14 protein-coding genes are annotated in these 19,425 nt (G+C 55.5%); 11 read left to right on the top strand and 3 right to left on the bottom strand.

Going from position 1 to position 19,425, the window contains the following annotated elements:
* Nucleotides 1-249 precede the first annotated feature (249 nt).
* The gene (yegD, locus tag NUX24_RS13710; protein ID WP_257832194.1) at nt 250-1,602 is read right to left on the bottom strand and encodes a molecular chaperone; all 1,353 of its coding nucleotides are present in this window, start codon (nt 1,600-1,602) and stop codon (nt 250-252) included.
* 130 nt (nt 1,603-1,732) lie between these two features.
* Here yegD and alkA point away from each other — a divergent pair, with 130 nt between their 5' ends.
* Complete coding sequence (alkA, locus tag NUX24_RS13705) at nt 1,733-2,611, top strand: DNA-3-methyladenine glycosylase 2 (RefSeq protein WP_257832192.1); 879 nt, start codon at nt 1,733-1,735, stop codon at nt 2,609-2,611.
* On the opposite strand, the gene NUX24_RS13700 is transcribed toward alkA, so the two are convergent.
* Nucleotides 2,570-5,899 (bottom strand): diguanylate cyclase, encoded by a 3,330-nt coding sequence (locus NUX24_RS13700; RefSeq protein WP_047652475.1) that lies wholly within the window; start codon nt 5,897-5,899, stop codon nt 2,570-2,572. The two genes, alkA and NUX24_RS13700, sit on opposite strands and share 42 nt — an antisense overlap.
* Before the next feature lie 344 nt (nt 5,900-6,243).
* Between NUX24_RS13700 and udk the strand changes: the two genes are divergently transcribed.
* The 3 genes from udk to asmA all read left to right on the top strand — a co-directional run bounded on the left by udk (nt 6,244) and on the right by asmA (nt 9,431).
* On the top strand, nt 6,244-6,885 hold the full coding sequence (gene udk, locus NUX24_RS13695) for a uridine kinase (protein WP_008500855.1): 642 nt from the start codon (nt 6,244-6,246) through the stop codon (nt 6,883-6,885).
* A gap of 91 nt (nt 6,886-6,976) precedes the next feature.
* Nucleotides 6,977-7,558, top strand: a complete 582-nt coding sequence (dcd, locus tag NUX24_RS13690) for a dCTP deaminase (protein ID WP_023312408.1) — start codon at nt 6,977-6,979, stop codon at nt 7,556-7,558.
* Between the two features lie 22 nt (nt 7,559-7,580).
* Nucleotides 7,581-9,431 (top strand): outer membrane assembly protein AsmA, encoded by a 1,851-nt coding sequence (gene asmA / locus NUX24_RS13685; RefSeq protein ID WP_257832188.1) that lies wholly within the window; start codon nt 7,581-7,583, stop codon nt 9,429-9,431.
* A 109-nt stretch (nt 9,432-9,540) separates the two neighbouring features.
* Here asmA and NUX24_RS13680 read toward each other — a convergent pair whose 3' ends face one another.
* Nucleotides 9,541-11,124, bottom strand: a complete 1,584-nt coding sequence (locus NUX24_RS13680) for a TerC family protein (protein ID WP_023312406.1) — start codon at nt 11,122-11,124, stop codon at nt 9,541-9,543.
* A 693-nt stretch (nt 11,125-11,817) separates the two neighbouring features.
* On the opposite strand from NUX24_RS13680, the gene NUX24_RS13675 reads away from it, so the two are divergent.
* From NUX24_RS13675 to wcaD, 7 genes are all read left to right on the top strand, one after another.
* Nucleotides 11,818-12,957 carry a polysaccharide export protein gene (locus tag NUX24_RS13675; protein WP_014170829.1) on the top strand — a complete coding sequence of 380 codons (1,140 nt, stop codon included), beginning with the start codon at nt 11,818-11,820 and terminating at the stop codon, nt 12,955-12,957.
* A gap of 6 nt (nt 12,958-12,963) precedes the next feature.
* The gene (gene wzb / locus NUX24_RS13670) at nt 12,964-13,407 is read left to right on the top strand and encodes a low molecular weight protein-tyrosine-phosphatase Wzb (RefSeq protein WP_023312405.1); all 444 of its coding nucleotides are present in this window, start codon (nt 12,964-12,966) and stop codon (nt 13,405-13,407) included.
* A 2-nt stretch (nt 13,408-13,409) separates the two neighbouring features.
* A complete protein-coding gene (wzc, locus tag NUX24_RS13665; RefSeq protein WP_257832185.1) occupies nt 13,410-15,572 on the top strand; it encodes a tyrosine-protein kinase Wzc in 2,163 nt (720 codons plus the stop codon).
* A gap of 95 nt (nt 15,573-15,667) precedes the next feature.
* A complete protein-coding gene (wcaA, locus tag NUX24_RS13660) occupies nt 15,668-16,510 on the top strand; it encodes a colanic acid biosynthesis glycosyltransferase WcaA (RefSeq protein WP_023312403.1) in 843 nt (280 codons plus the stop codon).
* Nucleotides 16,510-17,001: a colanic acid biosynthesis acetyltransferase WcaB gene (gene wcaB / locus NUX24_RS13655; protein ID WP_023312402.1), complete on the top strand. Its 492-nt coding sequence runs from the start codon at nt 16,510-16,512 to the stop codon at nt 16,999-17,001. The genes wcaA and wcaB overlap by 1 nt, the downstream gene beginning before the upstream one ends.
* A complete protein-coding gene (gene wcaC / locus NUX24_RS13650; protein WP_257832182.1) occupies nt 16,998-18,215 on the top strand; it encodes a colanic acid biosynthesis glycosyltransferase WcaC in 1,218 nt (405 codons plus the stop codon). The genes wcaB and wcaC overlap by 4 nt, the downstream gene beginning before the upstream one ends.
* Nucleotides 18,190-19,410 (top strand): colanic acid polymerase WcaD, encoded by a 1,221-nt coding sequence (gene wcaD / locus NUX24_RS13645; protein WP_257832180.1) that lies wholly within the window; start codon nt 18,190-18,192, stop codon nt 19,408-19,410. Before wcaC ends, wcaD begins: the two co-directional genes overlap by 26 nt.
* Nucleotides 19,411-19,425: the final 15 nt, after the last annotated feature.

Genomic DNA, 19,425 nt, shown 5'->3' with positions numbered 1-19,425 from the left:
GTGCCAGTACCATGCGGCGGCAAGGATCACCACAATGATGCCAGCGGCGATTGCCCAGCGGGATTTGTTACTGCCTTTCATCGTTATACGTTCTCATCCTGAATACTTCGGGGAATGATACTAGTTTAGTCAGCTAACACAGCGGAAAAATGGAGGAAATATGGAAGACTGTCAGGAATGGTCTGAGAGTAGCGCCGCGGTTTTCTCCCTCTCCCACAGGGAGAGGGAGAAAACCGGACCGCAACAACATTAGCTAAACATCACCTGCGCCCAGCGCGCCAGCCCTGCGGTAACGGAGCCAAAGTCATCGCCACCGGCAATAGGAATGCCCGGCAGCTGTTCCGCCAGCGCTTTTTTGATCAGCGGCGAACGGGCGCTACCCCCGGTCAGGTAAATCACGTCCGGCTTCTCTTTGCCGTTCTCCAGCGCCAGCTGCACCTGCTCCAGAATACGCTGCAGCGGCTGCGCGAGCGCCGTCTCCAGCCCGTCCTGCGAAATCGCGGTGGCCAGATCGTCGCTGATAAACGGCAAGGAGACCGCATGCTCAGTACGGTCGGAAAGGGCTATTTTGCTCTCTTCGGCAGTACGCACCACGCGGTAGCCCAGGCGCTGACGCCACACTTTATACAGCAGCGCGACTTTTTCGGCGTCCTGCGCGTCGCGAACCAGATCGTTAAGGAAGCGGCCGTTCGCGGTGCTGTAAAAATCACTCTGCGCAGGCACGTCGTTGATGGCAATTGCGTTCCACCACGGCAGGATCGGCAGGGCAATGCCTTTTTCCGTCTGACCGCCCATGCCGAGCAGCGGCATCAGGCTCTTGAATGCCAGCGCGATATCGAGATCGTTACCGCCTACGCGGCAGCCGCTGTGTCCGAGCAGGCTGTTTTCACGATCGCGACGGTTATGCCACTGCGGCCCCATCAGCAGCAGCGAGCAGTCCGTGGTGCCCCCGCCGATATCCACGACTAACACGCGCTTCTCTTCCGTCAGCGTGGCTTCAAAGTCCAGCCCCGCGGCAACCGGCTCGTACTGAAACACCACGTCGCGGAAGCCTGCCCGGTGCGCCGCGCGTTCAAGGATCCCCTGTGCCTGCTGGTTAGCCTCATCGCCGCCCAGCCCCTGGAAGTTGATCGGGCGGCCAATGACCGCCTGGGTAATCACATCGGAGACCTGCGTCTGCGCCTGATTGCGAATATGCAGCATCATCGCGCACACCAGGTCTTCGAACATCGCTACCTGCTGCGGCTTCAGCCCGCTGGCGCCGAGGAAGGATTTTGGCGACTTAACGAAGTAGACCTCTTCAGGATCTTCAATGTAGTGCCCAAGCGAAGAGAGGCCGAACTGCACGCTGGACGGCGTAACGTCGATGTCTTCCTCGCGGTTAAAGCTCACTGCCCGGCGCAGCAGCGCCTGGGTCTCCGCCGCCGTGGCCGGAACCTGATGGTGGCGGAACAGCCATTCGCTCACCGCTTCACGCGTCGGCGCGCAGAGCATTGACGGCAGCAGCGTGCTCTCTTTTTCCATTTTCAGGAGCCGTGGCTGCCCGTTTTGCATAATCGCAACCGAGCAGTTTGCCGTACCGTAGTCGAATCCAATAAACACGATAAATCCCCATGCCAGTGAGAAGGGGCGAGACTTTAACGAAATGTCTTCATGGCGACAACAGGAATATGAAAGCAAGGCAAAACAGGACCTTTCCGTTTATGCTGTGGAGAACCTAAAAGGAGAGACGATGTACACCCTGAACTGGCTTCCCCCTTACGACTGGCAGTGGATGTTTGGCTTTCTCGGCGCGCGTGCGGTGACGGGCATTGAAACCGTCACGCATGACTACTACGAGCGCAGTTTTGCCTGCGAAGGGCATCAGGGAATATTTCGCGTCACGCCGGATATCGCCACCCATACGCTGACCGTGACGCTCAGCCCGGGGTTAATCCCGGTTGCGCAGACGTGCCTTGAACGCATAGAGCGCCTGTTCGATCTCACCTGCAACCCGCAGCACATAGCGGATACGCTGGGCGATCTCGGCGCAGCCCGGCCAGGCTTGCGTTTGCCGGGGGCGATGGACGCGTACGAGCAGGGCGTGCGGGCGATCCTCGGGCAGCTGGTGAGCGTGGCGATGGCGGCGAAACTGACGTCGCGCGTGGTGGCACTGTGCGGCGAACCGGTGGCGGACTGTGCGGGCTATCTCTGCTTCCCCACGCCGGACGCGCTGGCGGCAGCGGACCCGCTGGCGCTGAAAGCGTTGGGCATGCCGGTAAAGCGCGCGGAGTCGTTAATTCACCTGGCGCAGTCGGTCATTGACGGGACATTTCCGCTTTTCCCGCCCGAGAATATTGAGGCCGGGATGAAGGCGCTACAGCAGCGGCCGGGGATAGGGCGCTGGACGGCAAACTACCTGGCCCTGCGCGGCTGGCAGGCGAAAGATGTCTTTCTGCCGGATGATTATCTGATTAAGCAACGCTTTGCCGGGATGACGCCCGCGCAAATTCGTCGTTATGCCGAACGCTGGCAGCCGTGGCGCTCTTACGCGCTGCTGCACATCTGGTACACCGACGGCTGGGCGCCGTCAGTTGATGGCGAAATAGCTGGTGTTGAGCAGAAGATCTAATGGCTGCGGCTCGGCGATAGTGTCGCCATAGATGAAATCAATGCCGATGCCGGAGAGCGTATCCATCATGATGGGCTGATTGCACGGGCCCGCGATGGTTTTCATCCCCAGACGCTGGGCGTGGCCCTGAACAATTGTCACCATCATCTCATCCATCAGGTTGCCATACACGTTGCTTACCACCTCCGCGTCCAGCATCAGATAGTCGGCCATATTGGCGGTCAGGTGGGTAAAGACGTTCATGTCGCGGCCCACTTGGCTGAAGATCACGCGGCAGCCCGCCTGACGAAGCTTTTGCAGACTCCGCTGCAGGTTTTTATCCGGGCTGCACACCACGTCGGCAGAGATAACCAGATGCAGGAGACGGCCAGGCATGGGGCTTTTATCCAGCAGGTCGAGAAGTTCATCGACCAGCGTTACGCTGGCTAAACCGGCCTCAGATAGCGGCAGCGCCACTCCCATGCCTTTACTGGCGATCTGGGCGGCAGAGGCGCGGAAAAACTCATTAAAAATGCGCCTGTCGAGGGCGTGCAAAAGCTCAGGCTCAGCCAGGCCCGAGCGGAAGGCATGCTCTTCCTGGACTTCACCCTGGCTGGTCCACAGGCGTAACGAGAGCAGCCAGAAATTACTGCTTTCCGGGATGCGCGGGGAGGCGACGCTGCGGGCGATCATCATCAGGTGATTGTCTTTAATCATGTGCCACTGTTCATCAAGCGACATCATGCTGCGCGTGTTGTGATCCCGCTCCTGCTGGGGTTCGTAAACCGTCACCATGCCGCGCCCGCTGTTTTTCGAGGCATAACAGGCAATATCCGCCTGCGACATGATTTCCGACGCCTGATGGTTATTTTCATCAATCAGCGTGATACCTGCGCTGGCGCCGATCCGGTGCAGGCGGCCTTCCCACATAAAGTGATAGTCATTGATCGTGTGGATCAGGCGCCCGGCGATATAACGCGCGCTTTCAATATTGCAGTCCGGCAGCAGTAACCCGAACTCGTCCCCGCCCAGACGCGCCAGCACGTCGCTGGAGCGGAGCATGGTCAACATCAGGGAAGAGAGCTCCCGCAGCAGGGCATCACCCGCCGCATGGCCTGCCGTATCGTTGACGGCTTTGAAGCGATCGAGATCGATAAAGACCAGGGCATGACGCTGGCGCGTTTCGCGAACGGTCTGCAGGAGCCGTTTAAGATGATTTTCGAAGCTGACCCGGTTTGCCAAATGGGTCAGGGCATCGTGGGAGGCGCTATAGCTCAGCTGACGCAGCATTTTGCGCGATTCGGTCACGTCCTGAATCACGATAACCGAGCCAATATTCTGCCCGTCCAGCGTGCTGAGCGGCGTAATGCTGTAGTGAATATCAAAATTGCCGCCGGTACGGCAGTTCAGCACCACGTCCTGATCGATATCGGAACGGGACATATCGCCGCTGTGGATATTCTCCATCAGCGGCCCTTTTTCACCAAAGGTGATGTGCAGCACCTTCAGGATCGGCTGGCCGATAGCCTCGGTCTGCAGCCAGCCGCTCATTTTTTCGGCCACCGGGTTCATAAAGGTGACGTTCATGTTGATATCGGTACACAGCACCGCTTCACCGATGGAATCAAGGGTAATGTGCAGACGCTCTTTTTCCTGGAAGAGGGCCTCGTTGAGCTGCTTCACCTCGGTCATATCCATGTTGATACCGAGCAGCCGTTCGACTTCACCCTGCTTATTGAGCACCCGGTTCGCCAGGGAGCGAATATGGCGCACGCCTTCCTTCACGCGGATGCGAAATTCCAGCTTAAACGGCAGGCGGGATATCAGCGAGTCCCGCAGCACCTGCTCGGCGTGGGCACGATCTTCCGGCAGCATCGTGTCATGCCAGAGCTGCCAGGTGGGCTTGATGTGCGGCGGGATTTCATACAGCTCGAACATCCGCTTGTCCCAGCTGATAATGTCTGGCTCCAGATCCCACTCCCAGATGCCGATGCCGCCCGCTTCGTTGGCGAGCGTAATGCGCTCCATCAGGCGTTTATTAACCCACTCGGTCTGCTTCAGGTCGTTAATGTCTTCAATCTGAGCAATAAAATAGAGCGGCGAACCGTCGGCATGGCGCACGACGGAGACGGCAAGCAGCGCCCAGACCACTTCCCCGTCGCGGGTGTAATAGCGCTTCTCGAGGGTATAGGTATTGATGTCGCCGTTGACCAGCTGTTCGAGCTGTTCCAGGTCGGTGTGCAGATCTTCCGGCCAGGTGAGCTGCTGGAAGGTCAGCGACTGGAGCTCCGTCTGGCTGTAGCCGAGGAAATTGCACAGCGCCTTGTTAGCCTGCAGCCATTTGCCCTCAATGCTGACCAGCGCCATACCGATAGCGGAATACTCCATCGCATTGCGAAAACGCTCCTCGCTTTCGGTGATGTGTTTGCGCTCGGCGCGGAAGGCGTACATCACCATGGTCATCACGTTGGCAGGCAGGAGCAGCATCAGGAACGGCAGCCAGGGAGCGTTCAGCATCGCCCCGACGTGCTGGGTTGTCAGCGCCACAGGATTTTGGGCAATCATCAGCGACACAACCATCACGGTGACCAGAAACACCAGGAACGCTTCCATTCGCGGCAAGCGCACGGCGCTCCACATAAGCAAAACGATAACGCAGGTGAAAGGCCACGGCAGCCAGGTGATGGCTGCCCAACTGAGGGCTAGCGTTACGGCCAGCGTGGTCAGGGTTTCCAGCAGCAGTCTCGGGTCACGGTGGCGCAGCAGATAATGCGGTTTAAACAACAGCCCCAGCGGTACCACCGCCAGCGCGCCGATGGCTTCGGACAACACCCAGACGAAGAAATTACGCAGGGGTTCGGGGCCGGGCGCCAGCAGGGAAACCAGCAAGCCGCCAACCAGCGGCGGTATCACCGCGCTGCCGATGGCCACGCGGATCCAGTCATTCAGATTCTGCAGCGGGTTGTACCATGGGAGCAACTTGCGCAACAACAACGCACCGATAAAGGCTTCAACCACGTTAACTGAGGTGTAGGTAAGGTTTATCGATCCCCACGAAAAGAGCATCCAGGTGGCCAGAATATTGCCAAACGAACAGGCCAGGGCGATTCCGGGCCACATTTTTCCTGCGTGGCGATAAAACGCCACCATCATAATGGCGGTGGGGAACCAGAGGGGGGCCAGCAGGGTGCCGAACCGGGTGAGCTCCAGGGAAAATAAGGTAAAGATAAAGGTGACCAGGCCCAGACAGACAAGTCGTATTAAAGGATGTGGGGTGGTAACCAAAACCCGCTGGTATTGTTTATTCATTACCGCTTTATCCAGAGACGCCATGCCGTCAGGGAAGATGTCCGAACGCGTGAATTTGATAATTTGGTTTATGCTAGTACAAACAATTTACAATTCATATGGTGACCGCTCAGAATTTGACACCACAGACTTATTAAATAGAGGCTCCGTGAGAAAAAAACGGTTAAACGCTGAAAAAACGTTCATTTAAATTTCACTCAGGGAATAAAACGTCACTTTTCGGCCAGTCTCGCAGAACCTGTGCATTCGACTGGTATCACGCCCGCGAAATCCCTATAATTGCCGCGTTTGACGCTCCGGCGTCGTCCTTCCTTAACATCCAGGTTAATCAGGTCGCTAAATTTATGACTGATAAGTCTCATCAGTGCGTCATTATAGGCATCGCCGGCGCATCGGCTTCAGGTAAAAGTCTAATTGCCAGTACGCTTTATCGCGAACTGCGTGAACAAGTAGGTGATGAGCATATCGGCGTCATTCCCGAAGACAGCTATTACAAAGATCAATCCCATCTGTCGATGGAAGAGCGCGTCAAAACCAACTATGACCACCCAAATGCAATGGATCACAGCTTGCTGTTCCAGCATTTAGAAGCGCTTAAGAGCGGCCAGGCGATTGAGCTGCCCGTTTACAGTTATGTAGAACACACCCGCACGCAGGAAACCATCCGCATCGAGCCGAAAAAGGTCATTATCCTTGAAGGCATCCTGCTCCTGACCGACGCTCGCCTGCGTGAATCCATGAATTTCTCTATTTTCGTTGATACCCCTCTGGATATCTGCCTGATGCGCCGCATCAAGCGTGACGTGAATGAACGAGGCCGTTCGATGGACTCCGTCATGGCGCAGTATCAGAAAACGGTTCGCCCGATGTTCCTGCAGTTTATTGAGCCATCCAAACAATACGCCGATATCATCGTGCCGCGCGGGGGTAAAAACCGCATTGCTATTGATATCTTAAAAGCGAAAATCAGCCAGTTTTTTGAATAAGCCGCGTGAATTGTGTACCGTTCAGAGATAACCTGGTTTTACCCTGAGCGCTTACCGCCTCAGGGTACGATGCATGAAAGGAGAAATTGGCATGCGTCTTTGTGATCGCGATATAGAAGCCTGGCTGGATGAAGGCCGTTTATCTATTACCCCACGCCCACCTGTTGAGCGTATCAATGGCGTGACCGTTGATGTCCGCTTGGGGAATAAATTCCGCACCTTTAGTGGCCATACCGCACCGTTCATTGACCTCAGCGGGCCGAAGGACGAAGTCAGCGCCGCGCTCGATCGCGTGATGAGTGACGAAATCGTAATCGACGAAGGCGAAGCTTTTTATCTGCATCCAGGTGAACTGGCCCTGGCGGTGACGTTTGAATCCGTCACCCTGCCTCCGGACCTGGTCGGCTGGCTTGATGGTCGTTCTTCGCTGGCGCGACTGGGGCTGATGGTTCACGTGACCGCGCACCGTATCGATCCAGGCTGGTCGGGACGTATCGTGCTGGAATTCTTCAATGCCGGTAAATTGCCGCTGGCGCTGCGCCCGGGCATGATGATCGGCGCGTTGAGCTTTGAACCGCTGTCAGGCCCGGCAGATCGTCCTTATAACCGTCGGCAGGACGCAAAATATCGCGACCAGCAGGGCGCGGTTGCCAGCCGTATTGATAAAGACTGATCGTTAGTCCATTGAGGATGCCATGAGAAGAGTTCTGACAACGCTGATGATTTTGCTGGTGGTGCTGGTGGCTGGCCTTTCGGCGTTGGTTCTGCTGGTTAACCCTAACGATTTCCGCGCTTACATGGTGCGGCAGGTCGAGGCACGCAGTGGTTATCAACTGAAGCTTGACGGGCCGCTGCGCTGGCACGTCTGGCCGCAGCTCAGCATTCTCTCTGGCCGCATGTCGCTCACCGCGCCGGGAGCGGCCCAGCCGCTGGTGTCCGCAGACAACATGCGCCTCGATGTGGCGCTAATCCCGCTCATTTCCCATCAGTTGCAGGTTAACCAGGTGATGCTGAAAGGCGCGGTTATTCAGCTCACCCCGCAAACCGAAGCCGTGCGTGATGCCAGTGCGCCGGTTGCGCCGCGCGAAAATACCCTACCTGATGAACCGTCCGATACCGGCTGGTCCTTTGATATCGGCAAGCTGAAAGTTGCCGACAGCGTGTTGGTTTTCCAGCATGAGCACCAGGAGCAGGTGACCATTCGCAACATTAACCTGCAGATGGAACAGGATGCTCACCATCTTGCGTCGCTGGAATTTAGCGGGCGCGTGAACCGCGATCAGCGTGATTTGACCCTGTCGCTGAATGCTAATGTGAACGCCTCGGACTACCCGCATCAGCTCACGGCCGACATTCAGCAGCTGAGCTGGCAGCTGACGGGTGCCGATCTCCCCACCCAGGGGATAACCGGGCAGGGAACGCTGCAGGCCGTGTGGCGCGAAGAACAAAAGCAGCTGGAGCTGGATAATCTCAACCTGCAGGCAAATGACAGTAGCCTGAAGGGGCAGGCGAGCGTCACGCTCGAAGAGAAGCCGAAGTGGGTGCTGAATCTGCAGTTTGACAAGCTCAATCTGGAAAACCTGCTGCCGCCTCTGCCGGCCAGCGCCACGGATAGCGATGCCACCCAGACGGGGCAAAGCCAGGCACCGGCATCACGTCCGGTTATCTCGTCTAATCTCGATCAGCCTGACTATAACGCCCTGCGCGGATTCACGGCGGATATTCTGCTGAAAGCCAATAGCCTGCGCTGGCGCGGCATTGATTTTACCGACGTGAGCAGCCAGATGTTTAACCATAACGGTTTGCTGGTGATCTCCGAGCTGAGCGGGAAGATGGGCGCAGGAAACCTCTCGCTGCCCGGCACGCTGGATGTCCGTAAAGACGTTGCCAGCGCCGAATTCCAGCCGCGTCTCGACAACGTTGAGATAGGCACCATCCTGAACGCGTTTAACTATCCGATATCCCTGACGGGGCAGTTGACGCTCGCGGGTGACTTCTCAGGCACGAAAATTGATGCAGATGCTTTCCGCCGCGAGTGGCAGGGGCAGGCGCATCTTGAGCTGAGAAATTCCCGTATGGAAGGGCTTAACTTCCAGCAGCTGGTGCAGCAGGCGGTTGAGCGCAGCAGCGATGTGAAGGCCCAGGATAACTACGACAGCGCCACGCGCCTCGACAGCTTCACCACGGACCTGACGCTGGACAACGGGCAACTCACACTCGACGGGATGCAGGGTGCCTCTTCACTGTTATCAATGACCGGTGAAGGTAAGCTGGATCTGGTGAAAGAGACGGCGGATACGCGCTTTAACGTGCGGGTACTTTCCGGCTGGCAGGGTGAAAGCAAGCTCATCGACTTCCTGAAAGAGACGCCGGTCCCGCTGACCGTATACGGCAAATGGCAGGCTCTGAATTACAGCCTGCAGGTGGATCAGATCCTGCGCAAGCATCTGCAGGATGAAGCGAAACGTCGGCTTAGCGGCTGGGCGGATCGCAATAAAGATTCACAGGACGGTAAGGACGTGAAGAAGCTGCTGGATAAGCTTTGATGTCCGTTGCGCCGGGGGGCGTTGCGGCCTGATGCCCTCATCCCGGCCTTCTCCCGTGGGAGAGGGAGCAAACACTAAAAACGGCAACCGTGTTGCCGTTTTGTTTTACCTAAACCTCAAAATCCAGTTCTTCCTCATCCCGCAGCGGAATGAGCTGAACCTTCTGCACGCGATGGTTTTCAATCTGCAGCGTTTTGAGCAGATAGTCGCCCACCTGAACCTCTTCTCCCGGCTGCGGGATACGCTGCAAATACTCCATCAGCAGACCGGCAATAGTGTGATATTCCCGTTTTTCATCCAGCGGCAGCGGCACGTATTGCACCAGGTCTTCCAGAGGCATATGGCCGTTAGCCGTCCACGAACCGTCTGCGTTTTTTTGAATATCATGGCGGGCGTCAATCTCATCCACCTCGTTAGGCAAATTACCGGCAATGGTTTCCATCACGTCGCTGAGCGTGACCAGCCCTTCCACCGAACCAAACTCATCCACCACAAAGGCAAAGTGCGTGCGCGCGTTACGGAATTGCTCAAGGGCGGAAAGCAGCGGTAGTCCCTCCGGGAAAACCAGCGGCTGGCGCACCAGGACGCGCAGATTGAGCGCCTCGCCGTGCAGCTGCTGCTGGAGCAGGTCAATAACGTGCACCACGCCCAGCAGCTCCTCTTCCTCTTCACCGCCGGTCACTACCACGCGGGTGTGCTGGTTTTTATCCAGCAGGGCGCGAATGTGCTCTTCCGGTGCCGTCAGGTCGATATGCTCAATGTCGTGCCGCGAGGTCATGATGCTGCTGACCGTCCGCTGATTCAGATTAAGCACCCGCTCGATCATCCGTCGTTCCTGCGGGTCAAAGATCAGCCCGTCGCTGTGATCGGCCAGCATGGCGGAGGATTCGGCATCCAGCTCCGCATCCTCTTTCTTACCGCTTAGCAGGCGCATAACCGTGTCGGCCGTACGCTGACGCAGAGTCTGATTCGCGGACAGGAAGCGGCGGCGGTTAAATATTGCCAGCTGGTTGAGCGCTTCTATCATGACGGAGAACCCAATGGCGGCGTACAGATAGCCTTTCGGAATATGGAAGCCAAAACCGTCGGCCACCAGGCTAAAGCCAATCATCAGCAGGAAGCTCAGACAGAGGATCACGATGGTCGGGTGACTGTTCACAAAGCGGGTCAGCGCCTTGCTGGCCATGACCATCAGTGTGATGGCAATGATCACCGCAGCCATCATCACCGCAAGGTGGTCCACCATCCCGACGGCGGTGATCACCGAGTCAAGTGAGAAGACCGCATCCAGCACCACGATTTGCGCCACTACCGGCCAGAATTTCGCCCCGCGGCGCTGGGTCGGGTTCTCGCTGTCTTTGCCCTCAAGCCGCTCGTTGAGCTCCACCGTGGCTTTGAACAGCAGGAACAACCCGCCGAAGAGCATGATCAGATCGCGGGCGCTAAAACTCAGGCCGTGAATGGAGAACAGAGGCTGAGTGAGCGTCACCAGCCAGGAGATAGAGGCCAGCAGCAGTAAACGCATCACCATCGCCAGCAGCAGACCCGTTACGCGCGCGCGGTCGCGCTGGGAAGGGGGCAGTTTTTCAGCAAGGATGGCGATAAAAACCAGATTATCAATCCCGAGCACCAGCTCGATGACGACCAGCGTAACCAGCCCGGCCCAGATTGAGGGATCGGCAATCCATTCCATAGTAATAGCAATACCTTCTGTTATATGACGAATGTCACACTTCGATCATGGATAAAGCTGGGGGAAATTGCAATGCCGGGCTGAGATTTCTCTTAATACGACGGTTAAAAAAGAGAGCATTCTCAATAATGTGTAAATAAGCGAAATGCGAATATTTAATTGCAGAGATATCATTTTAGGATATATCGCAGGTGGTGTTTTTTACTCTCATTTTGTCAATATAAAGAAAATCCTAAAAGGTCAAAAATTTGCTCTTAATATTAATCTTAAAAACCGATATTAGGACTGTTGTCTCCTTGCCTGCTATTAGGTTAGCTGCAACAATTCTCCCAGCATCAAATGTTAAATCTCAGTGTTGCTATTAATGTTCGGTCTTCAGGAGATGGTTATTCATTATCCGTTGGGTTTCTCAAGCGACTGATATATTTCCAGAAGACCTTGCTCAAGAGGGTGTCTATCCATAACACATTGTTTAGTCAGTGGATTGGTAACTGAAAGCCAAGGGCGGTAGCGTGCCTGAAAGCGTGTGAATCAGCCTCGATTATTCTGTCAATAGCCAATGGATGAATAAGCTTTTTTTAGGACTGATGCCAGTTATATTTCTATTTGATTAACTGCATGCTGAAACCCAATACGACTCGAGCTTATTTAAATTGCACAGGATAATTACTCTGCCAAAGTGATAAATAATCAATGATGAAATCCAAAATGAAATTGATGCCATTATTGGTGTCTGTGACCTTGATGAGTGGTTGCACGGTCTTTCCCGGCAGCAATATGTCAACAATGGGTAAGGATGTGATCAAGCAACAGGATGCCGATTTTGATCTCGACAAAATGGTGAATGTTTATCCACTTACGCCTCGTCTGGTCGAGCAATTACGTCCACGTCCGAATGTTGCCCAGCCGAATATGTCGCTGGACCAGGAAATTGCGTCTTACCAGTACCGCGTGGGGCCGGGTGACGTGATCAACGTGACCGTCTGGGACCACCCTGAACTGACCACGCCAGCGGGCCAGTACCGTAGCTCAAGCGACACCGGTAACTGGGTGCAGTCAGATGGCACCATGTTCTATCCCTACATTGGTAAAGTCCATGTTGCAGGGAAAACGCTTGCCGAGATCCGTAGTGATATTACCGGCCGCTTAGCGCAGTACATCGCCGATCCGCAGGTGGACGTTAATATCGCCGCATTCCGCTCGCAAAAAGCCTATATCTCCGGCCAGGTGAACAAATCCGGCCAGCAGGCCATCACCAACGTTCCTCTGACCGTACTGGATGCCATTAACGCCGCGGGCGGGTTAACCGACGGCGCCGACTGGCGCAACGTCGTGCTCACCCACAACGGGAAGGAGCAGCGCATTTCGCTGCAGGCGCTGATGCAAAACGGCGATCTGACCCAGAACCGCCTGCTCTATCCGGGCGACATTCTCTACGTACCGCGCAATGACGATCTGAAAGTCTTCGTGATGGGTGAAGTGAAGAAACAGAGCACCCTCAAAATGGACTTCAGCGGTATGACGCTGACCGAAGCGCTGGGCAATGCTGAAGGTATCGATCTGACGACCTCTAACGCGACCGGTATCTTCGTTATCCGTCCGCTGAAAGGTGAGGGCAGTGCGAAAGGCAAGATTGCCAACATTTACCAGCTGGATATGTCCGATGCGACCTCTCTGGTGATGGCAACGGAGTTCCGTCTCCAGCCATACGATGTGGTGTACGTCACCACCGCGCCGGTTGCCCGCTGGAACCGTCTGATCAACCAGTTGCTGCCAACCATCAGTGGCGTTCGCTACATGACGGATACGGCGCGCGACATTCATACCTGGTAATCCGCGATGTTTAACAAAATTCTGGTGGTATGCGTGGGGAACATTTGCCGTTCCCCTACGGCTGAACGGTTGTTGAAACACTACCAGCCCGAACTGACCGTTGATTCGGCAGGGCTGGGTGCACTGGTCGGTAAAGGTGCCGATGAGCGCGCAACGAGCGTGGCGCGGGATCATCACCTCTCTCTCGACGGCCACGTGGCCCGCCAGGTCACTGGCCGCATGTGCCGCGAGTATGACCTGATCCTGACGATGGAAAAACGCCATATTCATGCGCTGTGCGATATCGCTCCGGAGATGCGCGGCAAGGTGATGCTGTTTGGTCACTGGGACAATGAACGTGAAATCCCCGATCCGTATCGCAAAAGCCATGAGGCCTTTGAGGCGGTTTACACCTTACTTGACCAGTCTGCCCAACAGTGGGCGCAGGCACTGAAAGTTCAGCAGGGATAACAATGACAGAAAAAACAAGACCTTCTGCCGCCCCGACTTCGGGCAGTGATGAAATTGATATTGGGCGCCTGGTCGGCACTGTTGTAGAGGCAAAGTGGTGGGTGCTGGGCATTACCGCCGTGTTCGCCGCGGCGGCCGTCGTCTACACGCTCTTCGCCACTCCTATCTACAGCGCCGACGCGCTGGTGCAGATCGAGCAGAATACCGGCAACTCGCTGGTGCAGGATATCGGCTCCGCGCTGGCGAACAAGCCGCCGGCATCCGACGCCGAAATTCAGCTCATCCAGTCACGTCTGGTGCTGGGTAAAACGGTTCACGACCTCGGGCTCGATATCTCCGTCACCAAAAATACCTTCCCGGTCTTTGGTGCCGGCTGGGATCGGCTGATGGGGCGAAGCAACGACACGGTGAAAGTGACTGACTTCGTGCTGCCAAAAGGGGCCGCCGATCAGACGTTTACCCTGACGGTGCTTGGCCCGAAACAGTATCAGCTAACCAGCGACGCAGGTTTTAGCGCCCGCGGTGAAGTGGGGCAGATGCTGACCAAAGACGGCGTCAGCATGATGGTTAGCGCCATCAACGCCCAGGAGGGGGGCGAATTCACCGTCACCAAATTCTCCACGCTGGGAATGATCAACAATCTGCAAAACAACCTGACCGTCACCGAAAACGGTAAGGACACTGGCGTGCTGAGCATGACCTTTACCGGTGAAGATAAGGATCAAATCCGCGACATCCTGAACAGCATTACCCGCAACTATCTTGAGCAGAACGTTGAGCGTAAGTCGGCGGAAGCGGCGAAAAGCCTGGCGTTCCTGTCAAAACAGCTCCCGGAAGTGCGTGCCCGTCTGGATGATGCCGAGAACAAGCTGAACGCCTATCGTCAGGATAAAGACTCCGTTGACCTGCCGCTGGAGGCGAAATCGGTCCTCGATTCGATGGTCAACATTGACGCGCAGCTCAACGAGCTGACCTTCAAAGAGGCGGAGATTTCCAAGCTTTATACCAAACGTCACCCGGCCTACCGCACGCTGCTGGAGAAACGCCGCACGCTGGAAGAGGAGAAGGCGAAGCTCAATGACCGCGTGACCGCGATGCCGAAAACGCAGCAGGAGATCGTGCGCCTGACCCGCGACGTGGAGTCAGGACAGCAGGTTTACATGCAGCTGCTGAACAAGCAGCAGGAGCTGAAAATCACCGAAGCCAGTACCGTCGGTGACGTGCGCATCGTCGACCCGGCCATTACCCAGCCTGGTGTGCTGAAGCCGAAGAAAGCGCTGATCATTCTCGGCAGCATTATTCTCGGCCTGATGCTCTCCATCGTGGGTGTGCTGCTGCGTTCGCTGTTCAACCGCGGTATCGAAAGCCCGCAGGTGCTGGAAGAGAGCGGTATCAACGTCTATGCCAGCATTCCGCTGTCTGAGTGGCAAAAATCGCGTGACAGCGTCAAAACCATCAAGGGCGTCAAGCGTTACAAACAGAGCCAGCTTCTGGCAGTGGGTAACCCAACCGACCTCGCCATCGAAGCGATCCGTAGCCTGCGTACCAGTCTGCACTTCGCCATGATGCAGGCCAAAAACAACGTCCTGATGTTAACCGGCGTGAGCCCGTCGATCGGTAAAACCTTCGTCTGCGCCAACCTGGCGGCGGTGGTCAGCCAGACCGACAAGCGCGTGCTGCTGATCGACTGCGATATGCGTAAGGGCTACACCCACGAACTGCTGGGCACCAACAACGTGAACGGTCTGTCGGAAATCCTGCTCGGCAAAGGTGACATCAGCCAGAGCGCGAAACCCACAACGGTGCCGAAATTTGACCTGATCCCACGCGGTCAGGTACCGCCTAACCCATCCGAGCTGCTGATGAGCGAACGCTTCACCCAGCTGATCGAGTGGGCGAGCAAAAACTACGACCTGGTGCTGATCGATACGCCGCCAATTCTGGCCGTAACCGATGCGGCCGTCGTTGGCCGCCACGCGGGCACCACGCTGATGGTAGCGCGTTACGCGGTGAACACCCTGAAAGAGGTGGAAACCAGCCTGAGCCGCTTCGAGCAGAACGGGATTGAGGTGAAAGGGGTGATCCTGAACTCCATCTTCCGCCGCGCGACCGGGTACCAGGATTACGGTTATTACGAGTACGAATATAAATCTGACAGCAAATAAAAATCCCCCTCACCCTAACCCTCTCCCCAGAGGGGAGAGCAACTTTCTCCCTCTACCTCCGGGAGAGGGGCGGGGTGAGGGATAAGGGGAAGACTATGACCACACAACGCCCTTTAGTTTCAATCTATATGCCGACATGGAATCGTCAGCAGCTGGCGATCCGCGCAATCAAGTCGGTGTTACGTCAGGATTACGATAACTGGGAGCTGATCATCGTTGATGACTGCTCTTCCTCGTATGAACAGCTGCAAAAGTTTGTGACTGACCTCAACGACCCGCGGGTGGTCTATACCCACAACGCCATCAACTCCGGCGCGTGTGCGGTGCGTAATCAGGCGATTATGCAGGCCAAAGGGCAGTATCTGACCGGAATCGACGACGATGACGAATGGACGCCGAACCGCCTGTCTATCTTCCTGTCGCATAAAGAACAGCTGGTCACGCACGCTTTCCTGTATGCCAACGACTATGTCTGCCAGGGCGAGGTCTACTCGCAGCCCGCCAGTCTGCCGCTCTATCCGAAATCACCGTACTCTCGCCGCCTGTTCTACAAGCGCAACATTATTGGTAACCAGGTCTTCACCTGGGCGTGGCGTTTCAAAGAGTGCCTGTTCGATACCGAACTCAAGGCCGCGCAGGATTACGATATCTTCCTGCGCATGGTGGTGGAGTACGGCGAGCCGTGGAAAGTGGAAGAGGCTACGCAGATCCTGCACATCAACCACGGGGAGATGCAAATCACCTCCTCGCCGAAGAAGTTCTCCGGCTACTTCCATTTTTACCGCAAGCACAAGGACAAGTTTGACCGTGCCAGCCGTAAATATCAGCTCTTTACCCTCTATCAGATCCGCAATAAGCGCATGAACTGGCGCACGCTGCTGACGCTGCTGTCCGTGCGTAACGGCAAGCGCCTGGCTGATGGACTTCGGGGGAAATAATGTTTCTGGAAGATTGCCGCGCTAACAGCTGGAGCCTGCGTCCGTGCTGCATGGTTCTGGCGTACCGCATCGCGCACTTTTGCTCGGTGTGGCGTAAGAAAAACGTGCTGAACAATATCTGGGCGGCGCCCGTGCTGGTGCTGTACCGCATCATTACCGAATGCTTTTTTGGCTATGAAATTCAGGCCGCTGCCACCATTGGCCGCCGCTTTACCATCCATCACGGCTATGCGGTGGTGATCAACAAGTTTGTGGTCGCCGGGGATGATTTCACCATTCGTCATGCGGTCACCATTGGCAACCGCGGGCCTGACAGCCTGGCCTGCCCGGTCATCGGCAATAACGTCGAGCTGGGGGCGAACGTGGTGATCATCGGTGACATCACGATTGGTAACAACGTCACGATTGGTGCTGGCAGCGTGGTGCTGGACAGCATTCCGGATAACGCGCTGGTGGTGGGGGAAAAAGCCCGCGTGAAGGTGATTAAATGAAGATTCTGCAATTTAACGTACGCCTCGCAGAAGGCGGAGCGGCAGGCGTGGCCCTGGATCTGCACCAGCGCGCGCTACAAAAAGGACTTCAGTCGCGTTTTATTTACGGTTACGGCAAAGGCGGCAAGAAAAGCGTCAGCCACGATAATTTCCCGCAGGTGTACAAGCACACGCCGCGCCTGACCTCCATTGCCAACATTGCGCTGTTCCGTCTGTTTAACCGCGACCTGTTTGGCAACCTGAACACGCTGTACCGCACGGTTACCCGCACCGCGGGCCCGGTTGTGCTGCATTTTCACGTGCTGCACAGCTACTGGCTGAATCTGGAAGAGGTGGTGGCGTTTTGCCAGAAGGTGCAGGCCCACAAGCCCGACACCCGATTCGTCTGGACGCTGCACGATCACTGGAGCGTGACCGGACGCTGCGCGTTTACCGACGGCTGCGAAGGCTGGAAAGATAACTGCCAGAAGTGCCCGACGTTAAGCAACTACCCGCCGGTGAAGGTGGATCGCGCGCATCAGCTGGTGGCCGGAAAGCGTCAGCTGTTCCGCGACATGCTCTCGCTCGGCTGTACGTTCATCTCCCCGAGCCAGCACGTGGCCGATGCCTTCAACAGCCTGTACGGGGCAGGGCGCTGTCAGATTATCAACAACGGCATCGACGTAGCGACGGAAGCCATTCTTGCCGAACTGACCCCGGTGGCCGAAACCGCGGGCAAACCGAAAATCGCTATTGTTGCGCATGACCTGCGTTACGACGGTAAAACCAACCAGCAGCTGGTGTGCGACATGATGGCGCTGGGTGACAAGATAGAGCTTCACACCTTCGGCAAGTTTTCCCCATTCGAAGGGGCTAACGTGGTGAACCATGGGTTTGAAACCGATAAGCGCAAGCTGATGAGCGCGCTGAACGAAATGGACGCGCTGGTGTTCAGCTCCCGCGTGGATAACTATCCGCTGATCCTCTGCGAAGCGCTTTCCATCGGCGTGCCGGTGATTGCCACCCACAGCGATGCGGCGCGCGAAGTGCTGGAAAAGTCCGGCGGGAAAACCTTCACGGAGCAGGAGGTCCTGCCGCTGGTACAGCTGCCGAAGGCGCAGATCGCTGAGATCGTTTTTGGCACGGACCTGGAATCGTTCCGCAACCGCAGCCGCAAGGCCTACAGTGGACAACAGATGCTGGAGGAATATGTCTCGTTCTATCAGAATCTGTAGTTATCTGCTGCTGCCGCTGATCTACCTGCTGGTCAACGTCAAAATTGCCCAGCTCGGCGAAAGCTTCCCGATAACCATCGTAACCTTCCTGCCCGTTCTGCTTCTGCTGTATGTCGATAAAATCAACCTCAAGAAGCTGATGATTGCCCTAGGGCTGGGCACGGGCCTGACGCTGTTTAACTACATCTTTGGCCAGTCTCTGGATGCGAGTAAATACGTCACGTCGACCATGCTGTTTGTTTATATTGTTATTATTATCGGAATGGTCTGGAGTATTCGGTTTAAAACTATTTCTCCGCACAATTATCGGAAAATCCTTAGGTTCTTTTATATTGCCGTTGCGTTAATTGTTATGCTTGCCGCGCTGGAGATGGCGCAAATTATTCTCACCGGTGGCAGCAGCCTGATGGAGATAATTTCGAAATATCTCATTTACAGTAACAGCTATGTATTGAACTTCATCAAGTTTGGCGGGAAGCGTACTACGGCCCTCTATTTTGAACCGGCGTTTTTCGCTCTGGCGTTAATCTCAATTTGGCTCAGCATCAAACAGTTTGGTATCAAAACGCCTAAGACCGATGCTATGATTCTTGCAGGAATTGTTCTGTCTGGATCGTTCTCAGGGGTAATGACATTTATCCTGTTTTACCTGCTGGAATGGGCGTTTCAGTATCTGAACAAAGATGCGATTAAGAAAAAGCTGCCGCTGGCGATTATCTCCCTGACGGTGTTTATGGTAGGCGTGATATTTGCCTTCCCGTACATCTCAGAACGTCTGGGTGATTTGGGAACGGAAGGGTCTTCGTCCTATTATCGCATCATTGGGCCACTGGTAATGGTGGGTTATTCCTTAACCCATATTGATGGCGTAGTAAGATTCGGCTCACTTTACGAATATGTTGCATCATTCGGAATCTTTAACGGTGCGGATGTCGGTAAAACCATAGACAATGGTCTGTATCTGTTAATTATTTATTTTTCGTGGTTCGCCGTACTGTTGACCCTGTGGTATCTGTTTAAAGTTTTCAAAATGATGATTAACGCGTTTGGTGATAACCAGAATTTTCGCGTTCAGCTTTATCTGTTTACTCCGGTGTCGCTGTTTTTTACCGGGTCAATATTTAGCCCGGAATATGTTTTCTTGATTGTCTGTCCGTTTATTCTGCGCAAGGCGCTTAATATTACGAACGTATGACGAAATGAGGTGATT

The organism is Enterobacter sp. HG048 (assembly GCF_024702055.1).
Taxonomy (GTDB): domain Bacteria; phylum Pseudomonadota; class Gammaproteobacteria; order Enterobacterales; family Enterobacteriaceae; genus Enterobacter; species Enterobacter dykesii.
Note: the sequence above shows the minus strand (reverse complement) of the source record. Positions and strands in the feature narration are given on the sequence as shown.

Coding starts and splice junctions, on each gene's coding strand:
- alkA (WP_257832192.1), top strand. CDS start 1,733: ATGTACACCCTGAACTGGCTTCCCCCTTACGACTGGCAGTGGATGTTT.
- NUX24_RS13700 (WP_047652475.1), bottom strand. CDS start 5,899: ATGAATAAACAATACCAGCGGGTTTTGGTTACCACCCCACATCCTTTA.
- udk (WP_008500855.1), top strand. CDS start 6,244: ATGACTGATAAGTCTCATCAGTGCGTCATTATAGGCATCGCCGGCGCA.
- dcd (WP_023312408.1), top strand. CDS start 6,977: ATGCGTCTTTGTGATCGCGATATAGAAGCCTGGCTGGATGAAGGCCGT.
- asmA (WP_257832188.1), top strand. CDS start 7,581: ATGAGAAGAGTTCTGACAACGCTGATGATTTTGCTGGTGGTGCTGGTG.
- NUX24_RS13680 (WP_023312406.1), bottom strand. CDS start 11,124: ATGGAATGGATTGCCGATCCCTCAATCTGGGCCGGGCTGGTTACGCTG.
- NUX24_RS13675 (WP_014170829.1), top strand. CDS start 11,818: ATGATGAAATCCAAAATGAAATTGATGCCATTATTGGTGTCTGTGACC.
- wzb (WP_023312405.1), top strand. CDS start 12,964: ATGTTTAACAAAATTCTGGTGGTATGCGTGGGGAACATTTGCCGTTCC.
- wzc (WP_257832185.1), top strand. CDS start 13,410: ATGACAGAAAAAACAAGACCTTCTGCCGCCCCGACTTCGGGCAGTGAT.
- wcaA (WP_023312403.1), top strand. CDS start 15,668: ATGACCACACAACGCCCTTTAGTTTCAATCTATATGCCGACATGGAAT.
- wcaB (WP_023312402.1), top strand. CDS start 16,510: ATGTTTCTGGAAGATTGCCGCGCTAACAGCTGGAGCCTGCGTCCGTGC.
- wcaC (WP_257832182.1), top strand. CDS start 16,998: ATGAAGATTCTGCAATTTAACGTACGCCTCGCAGAAGGCGGAGCGGCA.
- wcaD (WP_257832180.1), top strand. CDS start 18,190: ATGTCTCGTTCTATCAGAATCTGTAGTTATCTGCTGCTGCCGCTGATC.